The following is a 26504-nucleotide window of genomic DNA, read 5'->3' as shown; positions in this document are numbered from 1 at the left end:
GAATACAAAAAGGCGATGGAAAAATCCATCGCCTTTTTTATTATTTTATTTAGCTTGGTTTATACGTACCGATTAGGATTTGATTTTAGCGGCAATTGCTAACAGCATCTTTTTCACATAGGTATTAATGCGGCGGCGCCAAATCAGATAAATGATGATTGGAATTGGCAGCAGTAATAGCGAAGCAATACCAACAAACTTGAACCAGGCAACGATAATATTATTTTCTGCCAATAGGTGAGCATGTGCATCCCCATTAGCAAAGCTTAGGTGCAATACTTTCGCGACATGTCCCAGCATCGTCATTGCAGGTGAGCCATCTGGCATATTAGGCATGCCTTTATGGCAAGCTATACAAGTGTCTTGACGATCAAGTTTGCCACGTTGTGCTGCTGTCAACGGCTGGGAATCTGGCCAGTGAGAATCCACAGTCATCAACTGTTTGCCATTAGCATCCAGGATCTGTGAAAAATCATGTTTCAACGCCGGAATAGCTTGGATTTGTGGCGTACTATGGCGGCTTAATAATGCACCATCAGCAGTCACAGCATCAGCATACATTGGTTTATCTGCTTGTTGGCCAAATAAGCCTTTTTCCATACCATAACCCGCAGCATTAGTATTGCCATGGCAGTCGATGCAGGGTCGAGCCTCTTTGGTGGCTGTATGTGGGTTTAATGGCGCCATTTCCATAGCATCAGTACCAGATGGTGTTTTAGCTAGGTTGTTGACCATGAGTGGCTTACCATCTGCACCAATCACAGTGCCTATGGTTTGAATGACTCCGGTTAAAGGGGATACCCTACCTTCCCCATTAATACCAAGAGGGGGTTGTTCCCAACGAATATGGCTGTAATCGAATTTGCTGGTTACGCCAGTAACTTGTGGCGGGTTGCTGTTATGGTCTGCGCTTGTACCATCGGCATTGATAATTTCTGCGGACTTAATCCAATCAATTCCTTTTTTACGGAAATCAATGACATCTTTAGCACCATAATATTGTGCTGCCCAAGTAGCATGGCAGGCATAACATTCTAGGCTTTCCATATGTTTGCTTACGCCAACCATAGCGACTCGGGCTTTTTCTGGATGGGTCCAACGATTTTCTAACTCTAACTGTTTCAATACAGGTACAGTAAAATCTTTGCCTGTAGCAGAATGTAAGATAACGTCGTTACCTGCTTTTACTACATTGCCTAATGGATTCCCTCGGGTTGAATACAGATATCCATCCTGTTTAGGGTAAACAGTGGCAAAATCTGAGGTGACCTTCATTGGTTTATCCGCTAATCCTCTTTCAGCGGTCATATCCAGTTGTTGACCAAATTCATCACCGAATCCAAATGGGAGCTCCCAAGGATATTGTTGGGGAGTACCGTGACAATCTGAGCACTCAATCTCAATAGTGGCTAGAGTTGTGGCACCGATATTACCATTGCCATGCATTGAATTGGTCGTGTGGCAATCTTGGCATAACAGGCCACCGATTTCTTTACCATCCTGCGTTACTCTATGGTGGGCGTCGTCACGAATATATTTATAGGTATAGCCAGCATTCGTTTGTTGACCTTTCCCTTCACCATCAAATGGTCCTCGATCATCTGAATGGCCTAACGCCATCATTCCCTGATAAGCAAAACCAATTCGTCGCCCTGCGGCATGACAAGAGGCGCAGGTGGATACTTGGATACCGGATACTGTTTGGCCATTTACGGTTAATTTACTTTTACGAGTACCCTGCATGGTATGAACCATAGGTTTACCAGGCTTATTTTTATCTATTGCCTGATCATCACCTTCATAGAACCCTTCATTGCTATAGAGCATATGGCAAGCCGCGCAGCCTTCTCCCCTGAAATGACCTCGGTCTTGAGCTCCTTTATTTGCCAGATGACATTTATTGCAGTTACGCAATTTATTAAATGCTGCTAATTGAGGTTGAGCTTTGGCTTGTGCAGCTGAAATTTCAGGTATTTTATCTAAATGAGTTGGGAACTGATCGGGGAATTTTTCCGCCAATGCTTTCATATAGTTTTTGTAAATATCGGTTCCGAATCTTGGGGTAGGGCCATCCGGATCATCCGTTTCGTGATTACCGTATTTATGTTGATGGGTATCGGTATCAATTCCCCAACTCCAAGTGATGGCTTTGATTTTACCCGCATCGGTATTCATTATTGATCTGTGTACGTTATAGGTATGATCTTCATGACACAGACCACAGGTATTGTCATTTACTGATAACGCTCCAGGAACGGGAGTAAAAAAGCGCTGAGCATTACCTTCAGGAGCACCGTTATGCGCTTTTGATTTATCCGTTGTTTCGATTGGATTACCGCCATGACAAACTACACAGCCATTAGGATCTCCGACTTGCTGACCTTTCGCGAAAATTTGTTGCATCATTTTGGACTGAGGATCACGGATAGGCTCAATTCCATTATGACAGCTTAAACAACCGCTACCTTCAGCCGGGAAAGGTTGATGATTAGCAATATGCTGATGCGTAAGTGGCTGTGGAGGTGTTGCCATTACAGGTAGGGTAATGGCTAAGCTGCAGATTAAAAGGGTATTTTTCAATGCTCTGCTGTATTTGTTATAAGTTTTTTTGAACCGCTTCATATATTCTCTTTTATCGGGTCGGGTTGTACTTCTCTTTAGATTAAAATTGGTTAATTACTGGTTAATTTGCAGAATATGAACTTATATATATTTCCTTAATATTTTTATCTATAGGTTTAATTTTATTTAAATATAAGTGTTTAAACTGAATGTAATTCAGCTGAATTAATATTTAAAATTTATAAAGTCGAGGAAAATATATGATTTATTTAAAGAATGAAATATTAGAAGCAAGAAAAAATAATATTTATTTTAGATATAGAATCGATTGCTGTAAATTTATACTATATGGTTAATTGATCACCGAAAGATTACTTTAATGCAGAGTGTTAGGGGAAGGCTTAATTGTTTATTTTTAGGATGATGTTATAAATATAAGATATTTCTAATAATGTTTTCAATGTTAAATTAGTAATAGCTGTTATTTGTCATTTATGGAATAAATAAAGAATAGAAAGATTGAAATTGGTGTGGCTATTAAAAATAACAGTGATTATATAAATACAAATAAAATTTCTTACGATTGCAGAATGGCAAAAACAATATTGATTATAGCCATTCTGCATCATCACCATTTGTTAATACACTATTAGCATCCGGCCGTCTTTAGTGTATAGACTGGTTGTCGATAGTGTTGCTTGTCAAATCCGTATTGGAGGTAACATAGGGATTTTTCAATATCAATAATATTGTTATTGTTAAAAGCGGGGGCTCCTTTCGGCGTGAAGTAAATTTGCCCGAATACACCGGGAGTGCTAATCATATGCCAATCATCTTTGTTGAGATGTAAAATAGTTTCTGCATTCCATTTGCTGGCTTGAATTTGACCATAATGTAAATCGACTCTTTTCCCCTCCATCATGATGTTAGTCTCTGATGGGGTGTTGTAGTTGTTGTACTCTAATGACTCTATTCCCTTTAGGGCTGCCTTTGAATACACCAGCTTATTGGCTGATTTTAATTCCCCTTGCAGGGCATACAGATCGGCTTTCAGTGCGTCTTGCTTAATATTGATAAAGTGTGGAATAGCTACCGCAGCTAAAATACCAAGCACAACAATCACGACAACCAATTCTAATAAGGTGAATCCCCGTTGCTTCATCTTGTGTTACCGACGTTAAAAAATGCCGCGATTTTAGCGGATATTAAGTCGATACTTTCGTGATCTTTTGTTAATTAAAATGGTTGGGTTTCCATGCAGGTTAACTTGCTTTGTGTTGATTAAATCGCTTGTCTAGTGAGGTAATTTAGTGAGTGTGTTGTACAGCATATTAAATAAGTTTATCTCATTGATTTTAATGTTATTGCTATTGCTATTGCTATTGTGCCACTGGGGAAGCGGTAGGGTTTTAGATTACAACTTGGGTGACTAGCCGTGAATCACTGCCTCGTAAACCTTGATTCGGCATTAATCATGACTGGGATAAGCGTAACAATATCAATATCAACAGTTACGCTTTTTTCAGGATCCAATGTGGCTAAATTGTCTTAACAGCCATTGGTATGGAGGTCATAAGCCGGCATTTGATAGTGTTGGGGGCTAAAGTAATAGCTCATATAACACTCTGAACTAATCAGTTCATCAGGCGTGGTTGCGTTAAAGCCTGGTGCATCTTTCACTGTGATTAATAATTGCCCGAACATGTTTGAAGTACCGAAAATTTTCCAGTCTGCCTCATTGATGTTCATAATGCCGGTTGCATTGTGCTTGGTCGGGCGAATACGACCATAATGCAGATCGATTCGTTTACCGTCGATAATCAGGCTAGCATTGTTGTCATTATTGGAATTGTTGAACTCTAGCTGCTCTATGCCGTTCAGTGCGGCTTTGGCATAGATAATCTCATTTGCAGATTTCAGTTGCCCGGCAACACTTTCAATATCAGCTTTAATGGCATCGTGTCTGAGATTGATAAAATGTGGCGCAGCGATTACTGCAATAATGGCTAAGATGATCAGCGTGATAACCAATTCTATCAGTGTAAATCCTAAATCTTTCATTGTTATTATTTGTAGGGGATATATAGCCAATATTAATATTAATCAGATGCTTGTAGTACTGACTTGTATAGCAGATGTGAACAGATGCTAAATCAGCACGTTGCGATGTAATAGCGTGATAGTAGTAAGTGATAAACAGTAAATTGCGGCTGGTTAATATGACTGCTTTTGTTTGTTTTCCTGGTGATATTGACTATGTGTTATTTTGCATCAGTAGAGCTAAAAATATGCTCATCCAAGATAGAGTATGACAGTTATGCCACGTTCTATCTTGCTCGTTAGCATGTTGCGATGACCATATCGCTAATACCCCGTCAGCTCCATATAGCCATCCCCTTGGTGGGAGCCTGTAATTGTGACCGGACCCTCCCAATATTGGATAGACAGAGGCATCAGTGCTTGGGGGTTTAATGCAGTCACAGTGACATCTACCCCTAGCGAAGGGACATTAATCTGCCAGCGGGTGGGGATCTGTTTGTGCTTGATGGTGCTAATGGTAAGGGGCGTCATAGTGATATCTGCGCTACTGACGGCCTCACCCCGGCCATCTCTGTACATCAGTCTGGCAGTATAAAAAGGTTTAGCTTGCTCACTGCGACCACGGAGCTGAAAAATCATCAATGTTCGTAGTTGGTCAAGTCGTAAGGCAAACCAATCCCATCCCTGCTGCTGACCGGTAAGAAATTTTGAGCTCCACTCCCGATCCAGCCATCCTTCGCCACTGACCTGTTGTGTATTGCCATCAATGGTGACCTCACCATGAATATGGATAAAAGGCTGACTGTAGTAATGGGATGCCACTGTGCCAGCGGCATTTTTACGGCTATAACCTTGTTGTCCCTGTAATTGATAAGGCGCTTGGCTATCCAAGGTGAGCTGATAACTGAATTTGTCTGTTGTGGCGCTGAGTGTGGCAGGAAATAGATCCTCCCCCTGTGATTGCCAATGCCACTGATCGAGAAAGACCCGGAGTGGATTGGCATTTACGCCAGCTAATGCCGGATGGCTACGAGACCAACGTTCAGCGGCATAATGAATTTTTTCTGTCGTCACCGCACTGTGTGCCAGATACAACTGCTGGGTCTGCCAATTGTTGGTCAATGCGGTTGTTGGCACTGCGCTTTGTTGTGCTCGCTGGGCGACACGAAATTGCGTCCACTGCAGCCCCAGCGGGGTGTCGTCAGCAGTGCGCAGATTAGCAGTGAGATACCACCACTCCTGACGAAAAGCTGGATGAGCAAGGTGATCAGCCGGGAAGCTCAGTTGAGTGTCGGGTAATACTTTGGCATAACTGTCATCTTGCGTTTTATCAGCGAGCAGGTCGCCCATGGCTCTGGGTTTTGCTGTAGATGGACTGTCACAACCTGTGATTAGCAGAGCTAAGAGCAATGGCAGTAGATAACCGAGTTTCATTACAGTGTCTCCTGTTGCAGACTGCTGATCAGCGGCCGCCGGATCTGGCGGTAGAGTGGAATGGCAACGGCTAAAGCGCAGGCCGTCAATGCCAACAGCATCGCATGGAAAAATACCTGCCAGTCCCACACTAATTGCAGACTCCAGCCAAAGGCTTGTAGGGTAACTTTATGTATTAACAGCCACCCGAGTAGTGCGCCAGCGGGTAGTGCTAGCAAGGTTGTGAGCAGCACCAATAACAGCATTTGGCTGCTGACCAAGGTCATCAGGCGTGGCCGGGATACCCCTAAGGCGTACAGACGAGCCAGCGGAGCCTGGCGGGTTTGCATCAGCATAATGCAGGCCGAGAATAGGCCGATGGCCGCGACGGTTAACGTCAGGCTACTGAGTACCCCGGTAATCGCAAAGGTGCGGTTAAACATGATAAATGCTTGCTGCTTGATTTTTTGCTGGCGGTACATGATGGCGGGTGACAGCCCTGCCTGTTGTAACCGCTGTTCTAGCACTGCAATATCTTTGCGGTAATTTACCGCAAAATTACGGCTGTCATCGGATAACCCGGCCTGCAGCCACAGGTTGTGGGCAATCAGGACTTCGCCCATAGGTTTACCATAGTCATGATAAATACCAAGGATACGGATGCCATGGGGAAACACGGATGCCAGTGCCCGCACCCAAATACGATCGCCCAGCTGCAATTGGTGGCGCATTGCCAGCGGTTCACTGATAAAGGCGCTATTGCCAGCAAGAAAATCAGTCATAGCGCCAGAGGTGGCCTGTTTTATCGCGAGCGTGTCATATACGGCCTGGGTGTCCCTGGACAGCAATAAGACCTGCTCTGTGATAGCGCTGCTATTCACAGCGGGCGTAGCGATGGTCTGCGTCATTGGGGGCTGTGTTTCTGGCTTTATATCGGTATTAACGATTGCTTGCTCGTCGATGGCATCACCGCTGTGATTGTCGGCTGTGGGCGTTTTTACCATTTGGCTGGGAGGGGCAAAATCGCTGAATGCTTCCCACTGATAATGGATGGCGGTGATGTCGACGTCATCAGCCAGTAACTCTGCCACATGGCTAACATCCACCGGGCGAGGGCGGATATACAGGTCTCCGTGCAGGCGGTTATCCAGCCAGTTTTTTAGGGTATGTTCAAAACTGCCAACCAAGGTATTCATGGCGATAGTGGCGCTTAAAGCCAGTAATATTGCCATCATAGCCAGTGCCAATGGCGCTGTTAGCTCCTTGGTTTCTGCTACCATATAGCGGCCTAGCCCCGGTGGGGTAAGTTTCGTGAGTAGGTTTAGGCTCCAGCGCATTAACTGCGGCAGCAACAGGGGAATCGCCAGTGTCAGCAGGGCCAACAGGGCAAGGCTAATGCGATAATCCTGAGACAGACTAAAGCCAAGAGTACTGATAAAGAATAGGATGAGCGCTAGGGTAAATTGCAGCTGGTGGCTGCGGTAATGCAGTAGATTTTGAGTCAGCAATTGCCCGCTTTGTGCCAGACTTTGCCGGGTGAGGGAGCGATACAGTGGAATGCAAGCGCCAAGGGCGGTAGCCAGTGTCAGCGCAATCGCCTCCATTAGCCAACTTAATTGCCACTGCCCCGGTAATAACCTCGCGCCATAAAGTTGCTCTAACGTCATGGCTACCATAGGCTGCAGCCACTGGCTTAATTGTAACCCCAGCACAAAGCCGATAGCCGACCCCAGATGCACCAGAAGGACCAGTTCAATAATCAGGGCTGCCATCAGCGCCTTACGACTGACTCCCAGTTGCAGTACTTTGAGCATCAGTCGTTGGCGTTTCATCAGGCTATAGCGAATGCCGTTATAGGCAATAAATAACCCCACTAGAAAGGCCAGCATGGCCATGGCCTGTAAATTCAGATGAAAACTGGCCGTCAGTTTAGTCAGGCTACTGCCACCGTCTTCCCGTCGTAGGTTGTTATTGTCTTGGAGCAATTGACTAAGTTGGGGATTCTCCACATCACTTTCCCGCATCAGTGCAACATAGCTGATGCGGCCGGGTTTATTTAACAGTTGTTGGGCAAAACTGATATCGGTGAGAATTTGATTGCCCAGTTGGCGACTGTCCGGCAGCGTCACGACTTGAACCTGATAGCGCCCCAGTTGCATTTGACCATCTGGTGCCAGCTGAGCAGCCTGGGTACGGCTCATTAACACTATGGGTTCACCGACAAGCAGGGCCGCCAGTGGCAAATCAACCAGGGGGCTGTCACCTCCCGGATGGTCGCGTCCCCATGCGCTGGCGGCGACCAGATCACTGCCGGTGACGGCCAGACGCTGCTTATGGCTGTTCATCACCACCCCTTCCAGTACCGCCAGTGCCGGGATACCCGCCTGACGCAGTCGAAAATACTGGTGTTCATCCATGGTGGCAAAACCCGATGGCGGCAGAATATAGCCACTGGCCTGACGGCTGAGCAATTCACTGGCCTGGCTGTAGCTGTTAATGGCGTTTTCGTTGGTGGCTTTGACCCCGGTAAGCAGGGTTACCGCCAGAATAATGCCCAGTAAAATCGCCCCGGCCTGCAATGGCTTATGACGATAGTGGGCCGCAAATAGCCATAAGCTGGCACGGGTGGCACGGATGGCATCTGTCATGGTGCAACTCCTCAGCCTTGGGCAGACAGGGGATGGTGAGCCGTCGCAGAGGTGACATCTAACACCTTGCCTTGCCGCAATTGCCATTGCCGTTGCATAAAACCGGCACATTCTCGCGAATGAGTGACCATTAAAATGCTGGCGCCAGCTTCTGCGGTCAGTTCGGTCAGCAATGCCATCACCAATTCACCGGCATGCTGATCCAAATTACCCGTGGGCTCGTCCGCCAGTAACAGTGCCGGTTTGTGAGCTAATGCTCGGGCAATAGCCACCCGCTGTTGTTGCCCCCCGGAGAGTTGCTCAACACTGCGCTGGGCAAGTTCAGTCAGCCCCAAGGTTGCCAGTAAATGATCACACCAAGGGGACCAAGTTTGGCCGAGTAGGTGCAGGGGAAAGGCGATATTGTCGCGGACATTTAGCGGTGTGAGTAGATTGAACTGCTGGAAGATAACGCCAAGGTGACGGCGGCGAAAAGCGCTCCACTGCCGATCCTGCCAGTCACGACAGGACTGTCCTCCAAGCAGGATATCGCCAGTGGCTGGATGTTCAAAACCCGCCATCAGATTAAGCAATGTGCTTTTGCCACTGCCGCTGGGACCGGTGAGGGCGATAGTGTCGCCAGCCGCGATGGTCAGACTGACATCATCCAATACCCTGTGGTAATCATTGCCGTCGGTGAATCCTTTACTGACATTAAGAAACTGAGCTGTTACTGCCATTGTATGCGCTCCGCTATGTGGCTGAGCGGCCATCCTGCCGACACACCACATCTGTTCGTCATTGAACCATTTCTGAGGGGGTGTTGAGTAGTTCTTGCTTAGAATAACTATGCGGCAAACCACTCGCCGCGATTAACTCGCTTTTGTCTCGAACAAAATTTAACCATGAAAAGTCAACAGACCCTGGCACAGCATATCGAAAAATCCTGTCTTGGCATACTGTTGAGATATATTGTTGCAAGTCGGAAAAAAATAATTAACTGTGATCTGCATCACTTGTTGTGTTGCATTTTATGATGCAAAATTCACGCACCATTGTGTCACTTATGACTGACACAATAATCCGTTCGGATGAAGGTAGCAGGAGAGTGGGGAATCGCCCCCACACCGACGAGGCAACTTTCCCCTCAATGCGCAGCCGCGATGCTGCCGGGAAAGCACTCTTTCAGGTGCCAAAACACGAAAGTGTCAGGCGTGGACTGTTACTGGACGAGCCTCTGGAGAGACCGACAGCCAAAAGGAAAAGTCGGCGCCGAAGGCGAAAATCGGTATACCGCCCCGAGGGCAATACCGGTGAAACGCTCAGGCAAAAGGACAGAGGAGAGGATGACTGCTTTGCCCTGTTGCCTGCCCGGTATTCTTGCCGCTTTCAGCTATTAGGCGCTTTCAGCCATTTCTTTTCCTCCTCTTATTTTGTTGTTTTAAATTCGAGGAATATCATGACTCTTCATCAGTTTATCGCTGAACTTAACAGTATCATCTGGGGACCGGCTACCTTGGTTCTGCTGGTGGGCACTGGTGTGTATTTGACCTGGCGCCTGCAGCTTATCCAATTGCTGCGCCTGCCGATGGCGCTGGGGCTGCTGTTTAAGCCGGCTCAGGGGAAAGGTGATCTGTCACCCTTTGCGGCATTGTGTACAGCACTGTCCGCCACCATTGGCACAGGGAATATTGTCGGGGTGGCAACCGCCATCAAAATCGGGGGCCCGGGCGCCCTGTTCTGGATGTGGCTGGCGGCGTTTTTCGGTATGGCGACTAAATATGCCGAATGCCTGTTAGCAGTAAAATTCCGTACTACCGACAAACATGGCCGCATTGCTGGTGGCCCAATGTATTACATTGAAAAAGGGTTGGGTCTGGGCTGGCTGGCAAAGCTATTTGCTATGTTCGGGGTGGGGGTCGCTTTTTTCGGTATTGGTACATTTGCTCAGGTAAATGCGATTACCGATGCCATGCATATTGCCTTTCATATTCCAACTTGGGTAACTGCGATAGCACTGACTGTGCTGGTGGCAGCTGTGGTTCTGGGTGGCGTTAGCCGTATTGCGGCGGTTGCACAGAAACTGGTGCCTGCCATGGCCATTGGTTACCTGCTGGCGTGCCTGTGGATCTTGGGGTTGAATCACAGCAATATTTTGCCTGCAATTGAATTGGTACTGCACAGCGCCTTTAACCCTACCGCAGCTGCGGGTGGCTTCTTAGGGGCAACGGTTGCGATGGCGCTGCAAATTGGTATTGCCCGTGGGGTATTTTCCAATGAGTCAGGTCTGGGCAGTGCGCCTATTGCAGCGGCTGCCGCTAAAACCAATGAACCAGCAGAGCAGGGATTGGTCAGCATGACTGGTACCTTCTTTGACACCATTATTGTCTGCACCATGACCGGCTTAGTGCTGATTATTACCGGTGTTTGGAATGGAGATGCGGCGGGTGCGGCGATGACCAGCGCAGCTTTTGCCACTGGCGGTAATGCATTGATTGGTCAGTATCTGGTGACGATTGCACTGGTTTGCTTTGCCTTTACCACTATTTTGGGCTGGAACTACTATGGTGAGCGCTGCTGGACTTATCTGACGGCCGATCGCGGTAGCCGGGTTTATCAGTTGATTTTCCTGTCTTTGATCGCTATGGGTGCCTTTATTAAGCTGGACCTGATTTGGATGTTGGCAGACTGTGTTAATGGCTTAATGGCCATTCCAAACCTGATTGCGATTATCGGTTTGCGTCAGGTGATCGTGTCTGAAACTCAAGGTTATTTTGCCCGGTTGCGACTAGCCGGTGTGCCAGCGTAAATTGGCATCATAACAATAAAAAAAGCGGCTTTAAGCCGCTTTTTTTATTGTTGTTAAAGACAGCTTGAGTGCCATTAATCTTCTAAATTATAAGGCCGGGGCAGCAGGGACAATTCACTCGTGTCATCCCTTGCCAGGCGAAGCACAGCCGTGTCATCTGTGTCATTGGGCAGTACTGCGGTCAGTACCACATGGTTACCGGTTTGAGCCGCTTCGATGACATTGCCGCCGCGTCGGAAACTGCCATCATCCAGGCGAATTTCCACTTGGCTCTCATCATTGACCAAGACGTTGATTTCCCCTTTGACAATATACAGCGCGCGTTTATTACCGCCGCGATATTTCATTCGCGCTACGGTTTCCTGCCCCATATAACAGCCTTTATTAAAACTGATGCCATCCAGTGCCTGCAGGTTACACATTTGCGGCACATATTGACCGGCATGGTGCGCGCCGATATTGGCATAACCGGCAAGAATTTCCAGCTGTTGCCAAGCACTGTGGTCATAAACAGCTTGCGGCGCTTGTGCCAGCAAGGCATCACGCTGATCACGTGGCAGCAGTACAATAAAGCGCTCACCATCTTGCAGCAGCAGTTTGTCATCCAGCTGGGTGACCTGAGCGCTCACGGTGCCAATATGCTCACGGACAAACTGCGCCGCTTGCTCACCGGCAATACCTACCATGGCTAAGTTTTCTGTAGCATCACTGAGTTCAACTCGGTTGAAGACGGCGTATTTTTGTAATTGTGGCAGGTCAAGGGCAACACTGGATACCGGCATCATCAGCAGCAGATCATCCCCCCAGAACAGGCTGCGGAAACTGGCCAGCATTTTCCCTTTGGGATCGCAATGCGCCCCCCAGCACCATTCATCAGCCTGTTGGCCATTGATATCTGAGGTGACCTGACCTTGCATAAATTGGCGGGTTTGCTCGCCGCTGATGCGGATAAGTCCCAGATGGGTCAGAGGAGAGAGCAAAAGTTCAGGGGTGCCGGTGCCCGGTACCCAATCCGGAGTTTGAATGGAAACAGTCATAATGAATTCCTGCAGTAATTGCTGGCAATCAGGTGAGGCCGCTGAGGGGCTGTCCGGGGCGTTTCCCGGTACAAAGATGCAGACAACCACACCCGGATCAGTATCTTGGCAGTGTAACGGATTCCGTTTATCTCAGGTACTCTTGCGAGGAAATATTCCTGTAGCGGAAAGAGGGATTTATCTCTGTGATCAGTAATCATCACGGTACTTAAGCACCGTGATGATTGACACTTGCCCGGCAGATTAAAACAGCAACCGAGTGCGAATGGTTCCTTCAATGGCATTCAGTTCCACCAGAGCTTCTTCAGCCCGGGTAGTATCCACTTCCATCACCACATAACCAATTTGAGCGGTCGTTTGCAGGTACTGCGCCGCAATGTTGATGCCTTTGGCCGAAAATGCTTGGTTAATCTGGATTAACACCCCAGGCCGGTTATGGTGGATATGCAGCAGTCTGGATGTGTCCTGATGCTGTGGCAGGGAAACCTCGGGGAAATTGACCGCAGAAACCGTTGAGCCGTTATCTGAATATTTTGCTAGCTTACCGGCCACTTCAATGCCGATGTTTTCTTGCGCTTCCTGGGTCGAGCCACCGACATGGGGAGTCAGCAGTACGTTATCTCGTCCCCGCAGCGGTGAGATAAATTCATCATCATTGGATTTTGGCTCGGTGGGGAACACATCAATCGCCGCGCCAGCCAAATGATTTGTGCCTAAAGCATCACTTAATGCATCAATATCGACTACTGTGCCACGGGAGGCGTTGATCAATATGCTGCCAGCCTTCATACAGGCCAGTTCGGCACTGGCAATCATGTTTTTGGTCAGTGGGGTTTCTGGCACATGCAAACTGACCACATCCGAAACAGCCAGCAGTTGCTCCAAGGTATAGACCTGCTGGGCATTCCCTAAAGGCAGTTTGTCTTCAATATCATAAAACACCACCCGCATGCCTAAGGTTTCGGCCAGAATGCCAAGTTGGGTACCAATATGCCCATAACCTATCACCCCAAGGGTTTTGCCCCTGGCTTCATAACTGCCACTGGCACTTTTCAGCCAGCCCCCCCGGTGAGCGATGGCGTTACGTTGCGGAATACCGCGTAGCAGCATAATGATTTCACCCAGTACCAACTCCGCCACACTGCGAGTATTGGAAAATGGCGCATTGAATACCGGAATACCCAATTGCTCGGCACTGGCCAGATCAACTTGATTGGTACCGATACAGAAACAGCCGATAGCAACCAGCTTTTCAGCTTGTTGCAACACCTCCGCAGTTAGCTGAGTACGGGAGCGGATACCGATAAAGTGGGCATCACTGATGGCCTGAATCAGCTCATTCCCGGTCAGGGAACCTTTATGGCAATGGATATTGGTATAGCCGGCACGCTGCAGCATCTCTATGGCTGACTGGTGCACGCCCTCAAGCAGCAGAATTTTAATTTTATCTTTATCAAGCGAATGTTTCGCCATATCGGGTACCTGTAATGTCTGAAACTTTGATGGCGCTGTGTTGTAAACCATACAGATGTAGGAGGTTGTAATGGTACGGTAGTGCGCAAACGAAGATCCACGTTAGCACTATTTCCCTTGGCTGTGGAGGGGCGGGGAAACGAAGAATTTATTCAAGCTAACGAACAATGGATATTGTGCAATTTTGCTGGGTTTATTTGTTAAATCGCTATTTTCATGTGGTTTTATCCATTGTTGTTCTATGGAATTCATACTTTCCGGGGATGATGTTACTGCTATCGCAGGCCAGAATGGCATGCATGTCTATGGTTGCCAGAGAGATGGTCACCGGTGCAGGCGGCCAGGGTAGGCTGAATTGCAGGGCATAAAAGTTGTATTTCTGTGTAATGACAGAAAAATATTGCGCTAATAAGGAAGGGGTAAATGTATGGATACCGCCCGGGAACTGATTTTTTTGCACCAAGCGCCGGTGAGTTGTCACTTGGCACAATTGGCCGAGTCCATGGGGTTTTGTACCCGCATTATTACTGATGTCACCAAGCTTGATACCCGCCCATCGCAGCGGGCTTTTTATTTCATTGCCCAGCAGGGCGCGGCGTTGGATGAAAGGGGCATTCCATTATTGGTGCCTCGCTTAGCACCATATGTGCCATTGGCGCTATATCAGGTCACGCCAGATTCAATGGATATGGAAGCGGCACTGCTAATGGGAGTCCGCGGGGTATTACATGCGGATCAGCGCATGGATCTGCAGATGACTGGGCTCGAAAAAATGCTGCATGATGAATTATGGTTTGATCGGCCACTGTTAAGTCGGGTACTGGAGCAGTTGTTAGGCCAGCAACAGGGAAGCCCGGATGAGCTGGCGCGGCGGCAGGCTAAATTACAGGCATTGACCAAGCGGGAGCGGACAATTGTCCAACTGGTAGCCAGTGGTGCACGTAATAAGGAAATTGCCCGCCAGCTAAGCATAAGTGAGCATACGGTGAAGGCGCATATTTCATCTGTATTACGTAAAACCCAGTCTCGTAATCGAGTTGAGCTGCTGCGCTGGGCACAGCAGCATATTCCAGCCGCTACTGATGAAACTCCAGAGTAATGGCCAGCCCTGCTAATGCCTGACTGCGGCCAAACAAGATATTAATATCATATTGTTCAGCAATTTCCCGCACAATGGATAACCCAAGGCCATGTCCCATGACGGTTTCATCCAGGCGAGTGCCGCGCTGGGTCATCAGATCCAGCTCATTATCTGCCACGCCCGGGCCATCATCGTCAATGTGTACCACCGCGCCTTTTTCCCCGTTGCGAACCGCTAGACGTACTTCACTACTTGCCCATTTATAGGCGTTATCTAACAGATTACCCAGCAACTCCATGCCATCTTCTCGGTGAATAGGCAGGCGGCTAATGTCAGTATCCAGATCCAGCTTGCACTGAATATTTTTATGCCTGTGTACCTTACCTAAGGTATCGAACAGGCTTTCCAGATCCCGCGGTACGCTGAGTTGCGCAGCCGGTAGCATATTGCCGGTGATCCGGGCAGCGGCCAGTTTGCGCTCCACCATTTTGCGGATCAGATCCAGTTGCTGTTGCATCGCCTCGGCCATCTGTGGGTCTTGCAGCCCCAGTACTTCTACCTGTTGCTGCATGACGGCCAGTGGGGTTTTTAGCCCATGGCTTAGGTTACCCATATTATTGCGACTGCGTTCGATCTGTTTAGTGGTGTAATCCAAAAGCTCATTATAAGTTTGGGCCAGCGGAGTAATTTCCGGTGGGATATCATCCAGTTCCAGCTTGGTAATTTCCCCATCCCGCAAGCGGGAAAGAGATTGTTGGATCTGTTTTACCGGTTTAAATGATTGGCGCAGTACCAAGAAGATACCGGCGATCATTCCCCCCAGCATGACCAGATTGATCAGCAGTTTGGTTCCATAAATTTCACTGAAAACCTGCCGGCCGATACTTAAATCTTGCGCGACGGTTAAGGTGGCTGTCTGGTGGCTGACATTGGAGCTTAAGCCCACCGACAGCAACTGCATATCATGATTCTCTGGTCCTTTGGCTTGCCAGACCCGGGTTTGTCCCTTACCCAGCGGCTTGATATCCAGGGTTTGATCCCACAGCGAGCGAGAGCGGATCACCTCATTGGGCAGATTTAGCTGGAAATACCGGCCAGAGTATGCGGGTTTGTAAAACACGGATAGCGCAGACTGATCAATGCTGATGTCACCATCATGGAAATGGGTGGCCATGATAATGTGCTCTAAATCTTCTTCTAGGCGGTTGATGATGGAATCATGAAATGCCTGACGCAGGGTTGATTCAAACAGCACCATACCCACAATGGTTCCCAGCACCACTAGCGCTGTGAGCCAGAGGGTCAGTTTACTGCGGATCGACATCATAACTGCTGGCCGTGAAAGATATAGCCCTGTCCGCGGCGGGTTTCAATGGCGGTTTTGCCCAGTTTTTTACGTAGATGGGTGACATAGACTTCCACCACATTACTCTCTTTTTCGTCATCGAATTGATAGAGCTTGTCGGTCAACTGCGCTTTGGACAGCAGCTTTTTCGGTGACATCAGAAAGATTTTCAGCAGACGAAATTCCATGGCGGTGAGCTCATAGGTCTGCTCATTGACGGTGACTGTCTGTTGCGATTCATCCAAGGTCACGCCGCCGTAACTTAAGGTTTTTACCGGAGAATTCATCCGGCCAGAAGCACGGTGGATCAGCGCTTGAATACGGGCAAGTAGTTCTTGGGCATGGAAGGGTTTGGCCAGGTAATCATCGGCTCCGGCATTAAATCCTTCGACTTTTTCATGCCATTGGCTGCGGGCGGTGAGCATGATGACAGGTGTGTTCACGCCACGCTTTCGCCAATTCGCCAGTAGTTCCAGCCCATTGCCATCGGGCAGACCAATATCCAGGATCACGCAGTCGTATTGGGTTTCGCTGATAAGGTAGTCGGCTTCAACAGCCTTGTCTGTAGTATCTGTGACATAGCCGGCCTGTTTTAATTGTTTATACAATTCACTGACCAGCATGGGGTTGTCTTCAACGAGCAGTAGTTTCATCTTGGCGGCATTCACTGGGTAAGGGAAGCCCGGGTACCGGCTGGCCATTGCGGGCATCGACACTCAGATGCAACAATTCACCGCCCCGGACCTTAAACACCAAATCATACCGCCATTTATCGGTTTCCTGATAGAGGTGTGCATCGATTAATTTGCCTTTGCAATAGTGGCTTACGATGGAAAGGGTATCTTGAAGGGAAAGAATGCGCCCAGCGCTGACCAGCAGGCTGGCTTGATTATGATGCAGTTCGGTATCGCTGTTGACCAGATTGGCACTGGCGGATGACAGGCCTATGGCAAGGCTGACTGTGCCGATAAACATCAGCCGTTTCATAAAGGCTCCCGGTTGTCCGTCAAAAAAGAAAAGTGGCCCAGATTAACTCTGCGCCACTTTAGCGATTTTGGCTTAAACCAAGCTGAACCCTATATTATCGGGCTTAGCGGGTACCGTATACCACGATGGTTTTACCGTGAGCCTGGATCAGATTCTGCTCTTCCAGCATCTTCAGAATACGGCCAACGGTTTCACGGGAGCAACCCACAATTTGACCGATTTCCTGACGGGTAATCTTAATTTGCATTCCGTCTGGGTGGGTCATGGCATCAGGCTGTTTGGCCAGGTGCAGCAGGGTTTGGGCAATGCGGCCAGCCACATCCAGGAAAGCCAAGTTACCGACTTTTTGGCTGGTGCTCTGCAGACGGTGTGCCATCTGGGAAGCCAGCTTCATCAGGATTTCAGGGTTAACCTGGATCAATTGCTTGAACTTTTTATAAGAGATTTCTGCAATCTCACATGCCTGTTTGGCGCGAACCCAAGCAGTACGCTCAGCTTGCTCTTCAAACAGCCCCAGTTCACCGATGAAGTCGCCCTGATTCAGGTAAGACAGGATCATTTCCTTGCCTTCTTCGTCCTTAATCAACACGGCGACAGAACCCTTCACAATGTAATAAAGGGTGTCTGAGTCTTCACCAGCATGGATCAGAGTGCTCTTGGCCGGATACTTATGAATGTGACAGTGGGATAAAAACCATTCCAAAGTTGGATCTGGTTTTGGCTTACCAATCAGAGCCATGCCTACGTTCCTCTACTGATAAAAACAAAAGTTAGAATATTCTAATCAAGTATTTTACGCCATTACACCAAAGAAAACCTTGATAAGGGTCTTACTACCGGGAACAATCGACGCTTTCCATTAATGGCTTGAAAGAAATTCGGGTTATTCTGCTACTTTAGTGATGTATGTCAACTGTGCGGGGCTGCATCCGTCAGTGATTCAGCCAACTCTGTAGCCTGAATCACATCTTATCCTAGGCCCGCGGATAAAAATGTTCGACTGCCTCACATTCTGGTGTGATCTCTGTCATATAAATAGTGAAAGTTATTTTAATTCAATAAATAAGGTCAGCTGTACTACCGGGGGCGACTTAGGATGCTTTTTCTGGTTAACTTTATTTTTAATCTTTAATACTGGGGGGGCTGCATGAAAACGCAGTGGCTTAAGGCCGTCGCAGGACTGACTTTATTGTCATTATCGACACTGGCTTGGGGATTTGCCATTCCTCAGCCTGAGGCTGAAGCAGTGGCTACCAAGGTCGCATTTATTGAGATAAATGCAGCCCAAGGGGATCCTGATGCAGAGTTTTTACTGGGGCTGATGTATTTGTCTGGCCGTTATGTCAAACAAGATGTTGCCACCGGCCTGAAATGGGTGGAACAGGCGGCAAAGCGCGATAATATCAAAGCGCAGCAGACCTTAGCGGATCTGTATTTTGATGGCAAATATGTGCCGCGTAATTTGTCCACCGCTGAGCATTGGTATCAGGCAATGGCTAAGCAGGGGAATAAATGGGCCAATTTTCGGCTGGGGTTAATTTATGCTGATGGTGGAGACGGTGTAAAACGTAACTGTGGTGAGGCGCTAAGCCAATTTAAACAGGCAGGTGATAATGCGGCTTTGGGCAATATGGCTTGGGTGATGTCTACCTGTCCGGAAGCCAAATACCGTAATGGCGAAAAAGCGCTGAAGATGGCTTTAGCACTGGTGAAATCCGATAGCCAGAATCCATCTGCGCTGGATAACTTGGCTGCCGCTTATGCTGAAACCGGTAATTTTGCCGCGGCGGTTTATACCCAGCAAAAAGCCATTGATGCATTGCAGCAGCGCCCAGAGCCGACCACTACTGTAGCGGAGTTTAAAAAGCGGTTGAGCTATTATCTGCAGAAACGGGCTTACCGGGAGGACTGAGCCGTTCGCCCGCTCTGCGGATTGATTCGCTAACACCCCCGGGAAGCAAACAGATCAAGATGGGGGAATCTGCTCCCTTGGGGGATGCCAGCTGCCGGTACTGCTCTGCGGTACCGATGGCTGCAGACTAGGTGGGCAGGCTTAAATCAAACTTAACTGAACTTGCATATTGCAGTACTTGTCGTTTCACTGATTTGTCTTGTGACTCGGATCATACGGGTAACCGTCAGTTGCATTGCCACATAGGTAACACTGCTATTCCGCCGCTGGAGTAATCAACTGGCGACGTCGCTCCATCAGTTCACTGATTAATGGTGTTAAAATCAGCTCCATCGCCAGAGACATCTTGCCGCCAGGCACCACCATGGTATTTGCCTTGGACATAAAGGCACCTTGGATCATGCTCAGTAAATAAGGAAAATCCACATGGGTGGTGTCCTTGCAGCGGATCACCACAAAGCTTTCATCCAGCGTTGGAATGTCATCGGCACAAAATGGGTTGGAGGTATCCACGGTTGGCACTCGCTGGAAATTGATATGGGTACGGGAAAACTGTGGCGTCATATGGTTAACATAATCATCCATGCTGCGCAGAATTGAGCCCATTACTTTTTCCCGGCTATGCCCCCGCTCTGATGTGTCTCGGACAATTTTCTGGATCCATTCCAGGTTGACGATGGGTACCATGCCAATCAGTAAGTCCACATGCTTAGCGACATCCACCTCATCGGTAACGACCCCGCCGTGCAGTCCTTCGTAATAGAGTAAGTCAGTGTTTTCCGGCATGGGTTTCCACTGGGTAAAGGTACCGGGCATCTGATTAAAGGGCACCGCCTCGTCAAAAGTATGCAGGTAATCCCGTATCTCACCTATGCCGCTATCCCCGTAATCTTTAAAACACTGCTCCAGCCGAACAAAGTCATTAGCTTCTGGGCCGAAGTAACTGATATTACGGTTTTCTGACTGGGCTTTGCGGATCATGACCTCCATCTCTGCCCGGGTAAAGTGGTGAAAACTGTCTCCCTCCACCAAGGCGGCATCGATACTCAGCTGCCGGAAAATATGGCGAAATGCCATGGTGGTAGTGGTGGTTCCGGCACCGGATGAACCGGTGACGGCAATAATAGGGTGCTTGGCTGACATTCCATTGGCCTGCGATGGGGTTTGTTCCTGTTATACGGTATCGCTGCGCAAAAGGTCAATTTTACCGCGTATCAGTTTGTTCAATCAGTCCTTATTGCTCCCAGTCAGTCAAATAGTGGGGGTATGGCGCAAAGGTTATTCGTCATTTGGGTCGGTATAGACCACATCTTCACAGCGGCGAATGGCGACGGACTCATCATCTTCACTGTATTCCACCACTAGCTCGCCTTTGGCCAGTGACTGTCGGCATTTGGTGATGGCCGCTGTCAGGGCGTCATCTGACATGGCATCAAAACTACCATCTTCTACCTGACGCAGCAGGTATTCTCTGATCAGGTTATCGACTGTGTCTGAGGGCAGCTGGCTTAAGGCACTGTATGGGATCAGCATTTGGGTGCTCCGGTGAGAAATTCAATAATTCGGCGCTCAAGATAATACCCCGGCCGCCAAGGAAGACCAGAGTCAATAAAGCCGACATGGCCACCATATGGCTGTAATTCATACAGGATATGTTTGGATAATTGCTGTGGGCTCGGGATCACCGCCTGGGTCATAAAGGGATCATCTCGGCTATGAAGGATCAGGGTCGGTACCGCTATCTGTATCAGCCAAGGCAAGGCGCTGGCATATTGGTAATAGCTTTTTGCACTACTAAAACCGTGGAGTGGCGCGGTGACATGGTGATCAAAACGATAAAAGGTATTGAGGCTGGCTAAGGTGGTATCATCCAATGGCATTTGTGCCCGAGTCTTTGGGCTTGCCAGTTTAGCAGCGGTTTTTGCCTGTAACTGGCGTAGCAAATGGCGCTGATACAACCGGGAAAAGCCCCGCTCAAGTCGGCGGGAGCAGGCTGCCAGTTGCAGTGGCGCAGAGATAACGGCGGCGCGCTGAACCAAACTATGATTGCTACGCTCGCCGAGATATTTCGCCAACATATTGCCGCCAAGACTGTAACCCACGGCCCAGATCGGAGAGCTCGGATAGTGATACTGTAGCCAGCTTAAGGTCGCACTGAGATCGCCGGTTTCACCACTGTGATAACTGCGTGCCAGTAGATTTGCCGCCCCAGAGCAGCTGCGGTGGTGATGCACTAAAGCACATATATTCAGCTGCTGGCAGGTGGCGAGCATACGGCGGATATAGTGGGAATCACTGCTGCCTTCTAGTCCGTGGATGAGCAATACGATAGGTTGCCCCTCAGTTGGCACCCCGCACCAGTCTAAATCAATAAAGTCCCCATCACACAGGGTGAGACGCTGACGGCGTAACTGTGGTTTAGCCACCTTAGTTAATAGCGGCAAAATGGTTTGTACATGGGGGTTTCTAGCCCAGAAAGGCGGGGTGAATCCAGACATAACAGTGTGTATCTTTTACGGTTTTAACTCGATTGCTCGTTATTCTAAACTTGCCCGGCGGGAAAACGTATGGTTAATTGAGTATCCGCTTTTGTTTCAGGCCAGAGGATAGGCTATGCAAAGACGAACCTTTCTGACCGGGGCATTTGCCGCCACAACAGCGTTGGCACTGGGAGCCAGCGTATACCTGCCGCCATCTCAATGGCCGGGGGCCGAGCAGCAGAATCACCGTGCCTTATTTGCCATTTTGCTGCCAGTATTACTCGATGGCGCCTTGCCACAAATGCCTGGGCCACGCCAACAGGCCATTGACCGCACCCTGGATGCCATTGATACCACCATTGCCACTTTGCCCTCCCCCCAACGTAGTGAGTTAATGCTGCTACTTAATACGTTGGAAAATCGCCTTGGGGTGCTGATCCTGACAGGCAGCCTTACCCCTGTCTTACTGCGCACGCCAGCAGAGTTAATCGCCATGCTTGACGGTTGGCGACAGGGCTATTTAGCGATGCAGCAGCAGGCCTATTTAGGGCTGCGGGAGCTGGTTATGGCAGCATTTTATGCCTGTCCTGAACACTGGGCGGCACTGAATTATCATAAACCGGATATTTAGCCTGACGGCGAAGGAGTGCACTATGAGCCGTATCGATCCCATTGAGCAGGGGCTGAAACAGGGCTGGCACCATATCCGTGGCAGCCAATTGCAGCAAGATACTGTGCTGGAAGCGGATGTGGTGATTATTGGCAGTGGTGCCGGGGGCGGAACCGCGGCCGAGATCCTCTCGGCGGCAGGCTTAACCGTGATAATGGTCGAGGCCGGCCCGCTGAAGTCTTCGCGGGATTTCGACATGGAGGAGCGTCACGCCTATCCCAACCTGTACCAGCAAGCCGGGGCACTGCAAACCAAAGATAAAGCCATCAGTATTTTTCAGGGCCGGGCGGTAGGGGGCTCGACCACGATTAATTGGACCACGTCTATCCGCACACCGGTGCAGACGCTGGAATATTGGCGGGCGGAAAAGTCCGTGCAGGGTATCTCCGAAACCAGTTTGCAGCCTTGGTTTGAACAGATGGAGCAGCGCCTGAGTATCCGTCCTTGGACGCTTGCGCCTAATGCCAATAACCGGGTGCTGGCACAAGGCTGTGAAACATTGGGCTGGGATGTGACGCCGATTCGTCGCAATGTCACCAGCTGCTGGAATACCGGATACTGCGGCATGGGTTGCCCGGTAGATGCAAAGCAATCTATGTTAATCACCACCATCCCGGCGATGTTGTCCCGGGGCGGGACCTTGCTGAGTCAGGTAAAGGCGGTGCAGATAGAGCATCATCGTCGCACCGTATACGGCATTCGCGCCGAGGCGCTCAGTGACGGCCTGACACCGACGGGGATTAATGTGGTGCTAAAGGCTCGTCACTATATTCTGGCCGGGGGTGCTATCCATACTCCGGCGCTGATGTTGCGTTCTTGGTTACCAGATCCTTACGGCATTCTTGGCAGGAGAACATTCTTACACCCGTCAGTGCTCAGTGGCGCCTTATTTGATGATAATATTAATGCCCACAGTGGCGCGCCCCAATCCATATATTCAGATCAGTTCCTCTGGCGTGATGGCGTCAGCGGTGAGTTGGGCTATAAGCTGGAAGTGCCGCCGGTACACCCCGTATTACTGGCGTCTAAAACTGTGGGATATGGCCGCAGCCATGCGGCGTTGATGCAGCAAATGAATCATCTGCAGGTAACCATTGCTCTGATGCGAGATGGATTTAGCGCCGATGCGCCGGGAGGCAGTGTGATATTACAACCCAATGGCCGTATTGTGCTGGATTACCCGCTTACAGAAGCCTTCTGGCAGGCGGCCAGACATGCGCTGCTGCGAATGGCAGAACTGCAATTTGCTGCCGGAGCCAGACAGGTGCTGCCGATTGCTGAGGGCGGCGGATATTATGCTTCATGGCGTGAGGCAAAACAGGAAATCAGTCAGTTGGGGTTAGCCCCACTGAAAACTGTGGTGGCATCAGCTCATGTGATGGGCGGTTGCCCTATGGGGGAGGATCGCCAGCAAGCGATGGTGAGTAGTCACGGGCGCAGCCATTATCTGGATAATCTGTCCGTATTTGACGGCTCAGTGTTTCCAACCAGTCTGGGGGCGAACCCCCAGCTGAGTATTTATGGTCTGTGCGCCCGCAATGCCACATTGCTGGCGGACAGTTTAACTAAGCTAACAGGCTAGCATCAGCACTTAGCTCAGCCACACTGTTTTCATCCAGATTGAACAGGGCCAGATAGTTACGCAGATTGTGGCTAGGATGATGGATCTCCTGCTGGTTTAATTGTCGCAGAATCATCTGCTGGGCTTTACGCTCCAGGGTCAGTTCCACATCCAGCATCTTTTGATACTCATCTTCAGTCATGTTGGGCTTCCCCAGTTGGCGCAGACGCCGGTATGGGGTCAATAGTCTGTCTTCCCAGCTTTGAATCGTGTCAGTTAATCCCTGCCATTGCTCAGGTTCCAGTCCCGAATCCTGACCATCCAGATACCATGCTAGTAGTAGCAGGTTCACGTTGATCTGATATTTATTTTGCAGTTCAAGGCAGAGATCCTTGTGCCTGGCATATTGAGCTTCACAAGTTTGCCAGAGACGTTGATCGAAAGTATCCACACGGACTCCTTTCAGGAAAGAGTTAACAACCGGCTAAATGCCGACTACAGCAGTAAACCTGCTTCCTGTTCCATCATATCGATCGACTCCTGCAGTTCAAGCCATTGCATCTCACTTTCTTCAAGAGATTGGCTTAATTTTGTCCGTTCCTGCAAGATTTCTGTCAGTTTGCTTTTATTTTCTGCATCATAGATGGGGGCATCGGCCAGCATTTGTTCAATTTCACTCAGCCGGTCATTGAATTCTTGCTGTGCTTTTTCCTGCTTTTGTTGCTGCTTTTTCAGGGGGGACAATTTCTGCCGCAGTTCAGCTTCCAGCCGTTTTTGCAGTTTTTTATCTACCTGAGGTTTGGCGGTATCAGTTTTATCGCCTTCCTGTTCTGTGCGAGCAGCTTTGGCCGCATCCAGTAGCCACTGGTGGTAATCTTCTAAGTTGCCATTAAATGGCTGCACTTCACCCTTATCCACCAGATAATAGTCATCACAGGATAACCGCAGTAGGTGTCGGTCGTGGGAGACCACCACCATGGCACCTTCAAAGCTTTGCATCGCCATGGTCAGGGCGTGACGCATTTCCAGATCCAAGTGGTTGGTTGGTTCGTCAAGCAACAGCAGATTGGGTTTTTGCCAGACGAGCAGGGCCAGTACCAGCCGGGCTTTTTCACCGCCAGAGAAAGGCTTGACCTTGGCCAGTGCCATATCGCCGTTAAAACCAAAGCAGCCCAGAAAGTCCCGCAACTCCTGCTCTCTGGCATCCGGGGCTAGCCGTGCCAGATGTTGCAGTGGGCTGTCTTCCATCCGCAGAAAATCAATTTGGTGCTGAGCAAAGTAACCGATATTGAGCCCGGGGTTGGGTTCATACAGGCCTGTCATCGGCTGAATTTCTCCAGCTAGCAGTTTGATCAGCGTCGATTTACCGGCCCCGTTACGTCCCAGCAGACCAATACGAGCGCCCGGAACTAGGTTGAGTTGCACTTTTTTTAGAATTTCTTTATCACCATAACCCGCGGAAACATGCTCCATCTTAATCAATGGGTTGGGCAGAGCATCAGGCTGGCGAAAGGCCATGGTGAACTGAGAATCAGCTTTAGCTGGCAGTAGTTCAGTCATGCGCTCCAGTGCTTTCAGTCGGCTCTGGGCCTGTTTGGCCTTACTGGCTTTCGCACGGAAGCGGTCAACAAATGACTGCATATGGGCGCGTTCTTTTTGCTGCCGCTCATAGGCGACCTGTTGCTGCGCCATGCGTTCGGCCCGAATACGCTCAAAGGCGCTGTAGTTACCTTTGTAATGGTTCAGTTTCTGTTGTTCTAAGTGGACAATCTCATCAACAATACCGTCGATAAAATCCCGGTCGTGACTGATCAGCACCAAGGTGCCCTGATAGGATTTAATCCAGCCTTCCAGCCAGTACATGGTGTCCAGATCTAAGTGGTTGGTTGGCTCATCGAGCAGTAGTAGATCGGAGCGGCACAGCAGTGCCTGAGCCAGGTTCAGGCGCATGCGCCAGCCACCGGAGAAACTTCTGACCGGTTGATTTTGTTGCTCTTGGGCAAAGCCCAGACCGGCTAACAGGGCGCCGGCACGGGCACGGATGCTGTAGCCACCGATGGCATCAAGCTTACCGTGCAGTGTGGCAATGGCGTTACCGTCGTTACGGCTTTCCGCCTCGGCCAGTTGCGCTTCAAGCTCACGAAACTCCCTGTCACCGTCAAGCACATATTCCAGTGCCGGGGTATCCAGTGCTGGAGTATGCTGCGCTACGGAGGCAATTGCCCAAGCGGCGGGGAGTTTGATTTCCCCTTTATCCAAGGCAATATCACCCATGATCAGGGCAAGCAGGGATGATTTTCCGGTGCCATTGGCACCGACCAGGCCGACTTTATGGCCGGGATAAATAGTCAGGGAAGTCTCGGACAGCAGGGTTTTGCTGCCGCGGATCAGTTCTGCATCGCTAATAGTGATCATGAATTTTACAGTCTTGGCTGGATGGGGTAATCAACAGGGCGGCATAATAACGTATCCCTGATAAGATGGGAAAGGATCGCGCCAATGCTTTG

At 49.3% G+C, this 26504-nt stretch carries 23 protein-coding genes and 1 riboswitch; of the genes, 6 read left to right on the top strand and 17 right to left on the bottom strand.

The features are described 5' to 3' along the window. Positions 1-72: 72 nt before the first annotated feature. The 6 genes from NFHSH190041_RS16765 to NFHSH190041_RS16740 form a co-directional block, all read right to left on the bottom strand. Positions 73-2622 (bottom strand): hypothetical protein, encoded by a 2550-nt coding sequence (locus NFHSH190041_RS16765; protein WP_261922862.1) that lies wholly within the window; start codon positions 2620-2622, stop codon positions 73-75. 589 nt (positions 2623-3211) lie between these two features. Next, positions 3212-3724, bottom strand: coding sequence for a prepilin-type N-terminal cleavage/methylation domain-containing protein (locus NFHSH190041_RS19700; protein ID WP_315972953.1), 513 nt, complete (start codon positions 3722-3724; stop codon positions 3212-3214). A 386-nt stretch (positions 3725-4110) separates the two neighbouring features. After that, positions 4111-4623, bottom strand: a complete 513-nt coding sequence (locus tag NFHSH190041_RS16755; RefSeq protein ID WP_261922861.1) for a prepilin-type N-terminal cleavage/methylation domain-containing protein — start codon at positions 4621-4623, stop codon at positions 4111-4113. A 303-nt stretch (positions 4624-4926) separates the two neighbouring features. Further along, entirely contained in the window at positions 4927-6036 is a 1110-nt protein-coding gene (locus tag NFHSH190041_RS16750; RefSeq protein ID WP_261922860.1) for a lipocalin-like domain-containing protein, read from the bottom strand. After that, a complete protein-coding gene (locus NFHSH190041_RS16745) occupies positions 6036-8663 on the bottom strand; it encodes an ABC transporter permease (protein ID WP_261922859.1) in 2628 nt (875 codons plus the stop codon). Before NFHSH190041_RS16745 ends, NFHSH190041_RS16750 begins: the two co-directional genes overlap by 1 nt. Before the next feature lie 11 nt (positions 8664-8674). Beyond that, positions 8675-9382, bottom strand: a complete 708-nt coding sequence (locus tag NFHSH190041_RS16740; RefSeq protein ID WP_261922858.1) for an ABC transporter ATP-binding protein — start codon at positions 9380-9382, stop codon at positions 8675-8677. Positions 9383-9869: 487 nt separating this feature from the next. Next, positions 9870-9990, top strand: a riboswitch (glycine riboswitch). A 111-nt stretch (positions 9991-10101) separates the two neighbouring features. Here NFHSH190041_RS16740 and NFHSH190041_RS16735 point away from each other — a divergent pair. Next, a complete protein-coding gene (locus tag NFHSH190041_RS16735) occupies positions 10102-11451 on the top strand; it encodes an alanine/glycine:cation symporter family protein (RefSeq protein ID WP_261922857.1) in 1350 nt (449 codons plus the stop codon). 74 nt (positions 11452-11525) lie between these two features. Here NFHSH190041_RS16735 and ygfZ read toward each other — a convergent pair whose 3' ends face one another. Then, the gene (ygfZ, locus tag NFHSH190041_RS16730) at positions 11526-12488 is read right to left on the bottom strand and encodes a tRNA-modifying protein YgfZ (protein WP_261922856.1); all 963 of its coding nucleotides are present in this window, start codon (positions 12486-12488) and stop codon (positions 11526-11528) included. On the opposite strand from ygfZ, the gene NFHSH190041_RS16725 reads away from it, so the two are divergent. Then, positions 12475-12684, top strand: coding sequence for a hypothetical protein (locus NFHSH190041_RS16725; RefSeq protein ID WP_261922855.1), 210 nt, complete (start codon positions 12475-12477; stop codon positions 12682-12684). The genes ygfZ and NFHSH190041_RS16725 overlap by 14 nt on opposite strands. 47 nt (positions 12685-12731) lie before the next feature. On the opposite strand, the gene serA is transcribed toward NFHSH190041_RS16725, so the two are convergent. Further along, positions 12732-13961 carry a phosphoglycerate dehydrogenase gene (gene serA / locus NFHSH190041_RS16720; protein ID WP_261922854.1) on the bottom strand — a complete coding sequence of 410 codons (1230 nt, stop codon included), beginning with the start codon at positions 13959-13961 and terminating at the stop codon, positions 12732-12734. A gap of 427 nt (positions 13962-14388) precedes the next feature. Here serA and NFHSH190041_RS16715 point away from each other — a divergent pair, with 427 nt between their 5' ends. Continuing rightward, positions 14389-15060, top strand: coding sequence for a helix-turn-helix transcriptional regulator (locus tag NFHSH190041_RS16715; protein WP_261922853.1), 672 nt, complete (start codon positions 14389-14391; stop codon positions 15058-15060). Here the strand turns inward: NFHSH190041_RS16715 and NFHSH190041_RS16710 are convergent. The 4 genes from NFHSH190041_RS16710 to crp form a co-directional block, all read right to left on the bottom strand. Next, a complete protein-coding gene (locus NFHSH190041_RS16710) occupies positions 15038-16369 on the bottom strand; it encodes an ATP-binding protein (protein WP_261922852.1) in 1332 nt (443 codons plus the stop codon). The two genes, NFHSH190041_RS16715 and NFHSH190041_RS16710, sit on opposite strands and share 23 nt — an antisense overlap. Further along, positions 16366-17040, bottom strand: a complete 675-nt coding sequence (locus NFHSH190041_RS16705; protein WP_261922851.1) for a response regulator transcription factor — start codon at positions 17038-17040, stop codon at positions 16366-16368. Before NFHSH190041_RS16705 ends, NFHSH190041_RS16710 begins: the two co-directional genes overlap by 4 nt. Then, the gene (locus NFHSH190041_RS16700) at positions 17021-17374 is read right to left on the bottom strand and encodes a PepSY domain-containing protein (protein ID WP_261922850.1); all 354 of its coding nucleotides are present in this window, start codon (positions 17372-17374) and stop codon (positions 17021-17023) included. Before NFHSH190041_RS16700 ends, NFHSH190041_RS16705 begins: the two co-directional genes overlap by 20 nt. Positions 17375-17477: 103 nt before the next feature. Continuing rightward, positions 17478-18113 carry a cAMP-activated global transcriptional regulator CRP gene (crp, locus tag NFHSH190041_RS16695; RefSeq protein ID WP_261922849.1) on the bottom strand — a complete coding sequence of 212 codons (636 nt, stop codon included), beginning with the start codon at positions 18111-18113 and terminating at the stop codon, positions 17478-17480. A 408-nt stretch (positions 18114-18521) separates the two neighbouring features. Between crp and NFHSH190041_RS16690 the strand changes: the two genes are divergently transcribed. Next, complete coding sequence (locus NFHSH190041_RS16690; RefSeq protein WP_261922848.1) at positions 18522-19286, top strand: tetratricopeptide repeat protein; 765 nt, start codon at positions 18522-18524, stop codon at positions 19284-19286. A gap of 255 nt (positions 19287-19541) precedes the next feature. On the opposite strand, the gene NFHSH190041_RS16685 is transcribed toward NFHSH190041_RS16690, so the two are convergent. The 3 genes from NFHSH190041_RS16685 to NFHSH190041_RS16675 form a co-directional block, all read right to left on the bottom strand. After that, positions 19542-20429 (bottom strand): phosphoribulokinase, encoded by an 888-nt coding sequence (locus NFHSH190041_RS16685; protein WP_261922847.1) that lies wholly within the window; start codon positions 20427-20429, stop codon positions 19542-19544. A gap of 135 nt (positions 20430-20564) precedes the next feature. Next, on the bottom strand, positions 20565-20819 hold the full coding sequence (locus NFHSH190041_RS16680) for a YheU family protein (RefSeq protein ID WP_261922846.1): 255 nt from the start codon (positions 20817-20819) through the stop codon (positions 20565-20567). After that, positions 20813-21784: a hydrolase gene (locus NFHSH190041_RS16675; protein ID WP_261922845.1), complete on the bottom strand. Its 972-nt coding sequence runs from the start codon at positions 21782-21784 to the stop codon at positions 20813-20815. The genes NFHSH190041_RS16680 and NFHSH190041_RS16675 overlap by 7 nt, the downstream gene beginning before the upstream one ends. A gap of 115 nt (positions 21785-21899) precedes the next feature. Here NFHSH190041_RS16675 and NFHSH190041_RS16670 point away from each other — a divergent pair, with 115 nt between their 5' ends. Both NFHSH190041_RS16670 and NFHSH190041_RS16665 read left to right on the top strand, forming a co-directional pair. Next, on the top strand, positions 21900-22397 hold the full coding sequence (locus NFHSH190041_RS16670; RefSeq protein WP_261922844.1) for a TAT leader-containing periplasmic protein: 498 nt from the start codon (positions 21900-21902) through the stop codon (positions 22395-22397). A gap of 22 nt (positions 22398-22419) precedes the next feature. Continuing rightward, entirely contained in the window at positions 22420-24018 is a 1599-nt protein-coding gene (locus tag NFHSH190041_RS16665) for a GMC family oxidoreductase (RefSeq protein WP_261922843.1), read from the top strand. Here NFHSH190041_RS16665 and NFHSH190041_RS16660 read toward each other — a convergent pair. Then, the gene (locus NFHSH190041_RS16660; protein ID WP_261922842.1) at positions 24002-24448 is read right to left on the bottom strand and encodes a TIGR02444 family protein; all 447 of its coding nucleotides are present in this window, start codon (positions 24446-24448) and stop codon (positions 24002-24004) included. The two genes, NFHSH190041_RS16665 and NFHSH190041_RS16660, sit on opposite strands and share 17 nt — an antisense overlap. Positions 24449-24492: 44 nt before the next feature. Then, entirely contained in the window at positions 24493-26412 is a 1920-nt protein-coding gene (locus NFHSH190041_RS16655) for an ABC transporter ATP-binding protein (protein WP_261922841.1), read from the bottom strand. Between the last annotated feature and the right edge of the window lie 92 nt (positions 26413-26504).

The organism is Shewanella sp. NFH-SH190041, from assembly GCF_024363255.1.
Classification (GTDB): Bacteria; Pseudomonadota; Gammaproteobacteria; order Enterobacterales; family Shewanellaceae; genus Shewanella.
Note: the sequence above shows the minus strand (reverse complement) of the source record. Positions and strands in the feature narration are given on the sequence as shown.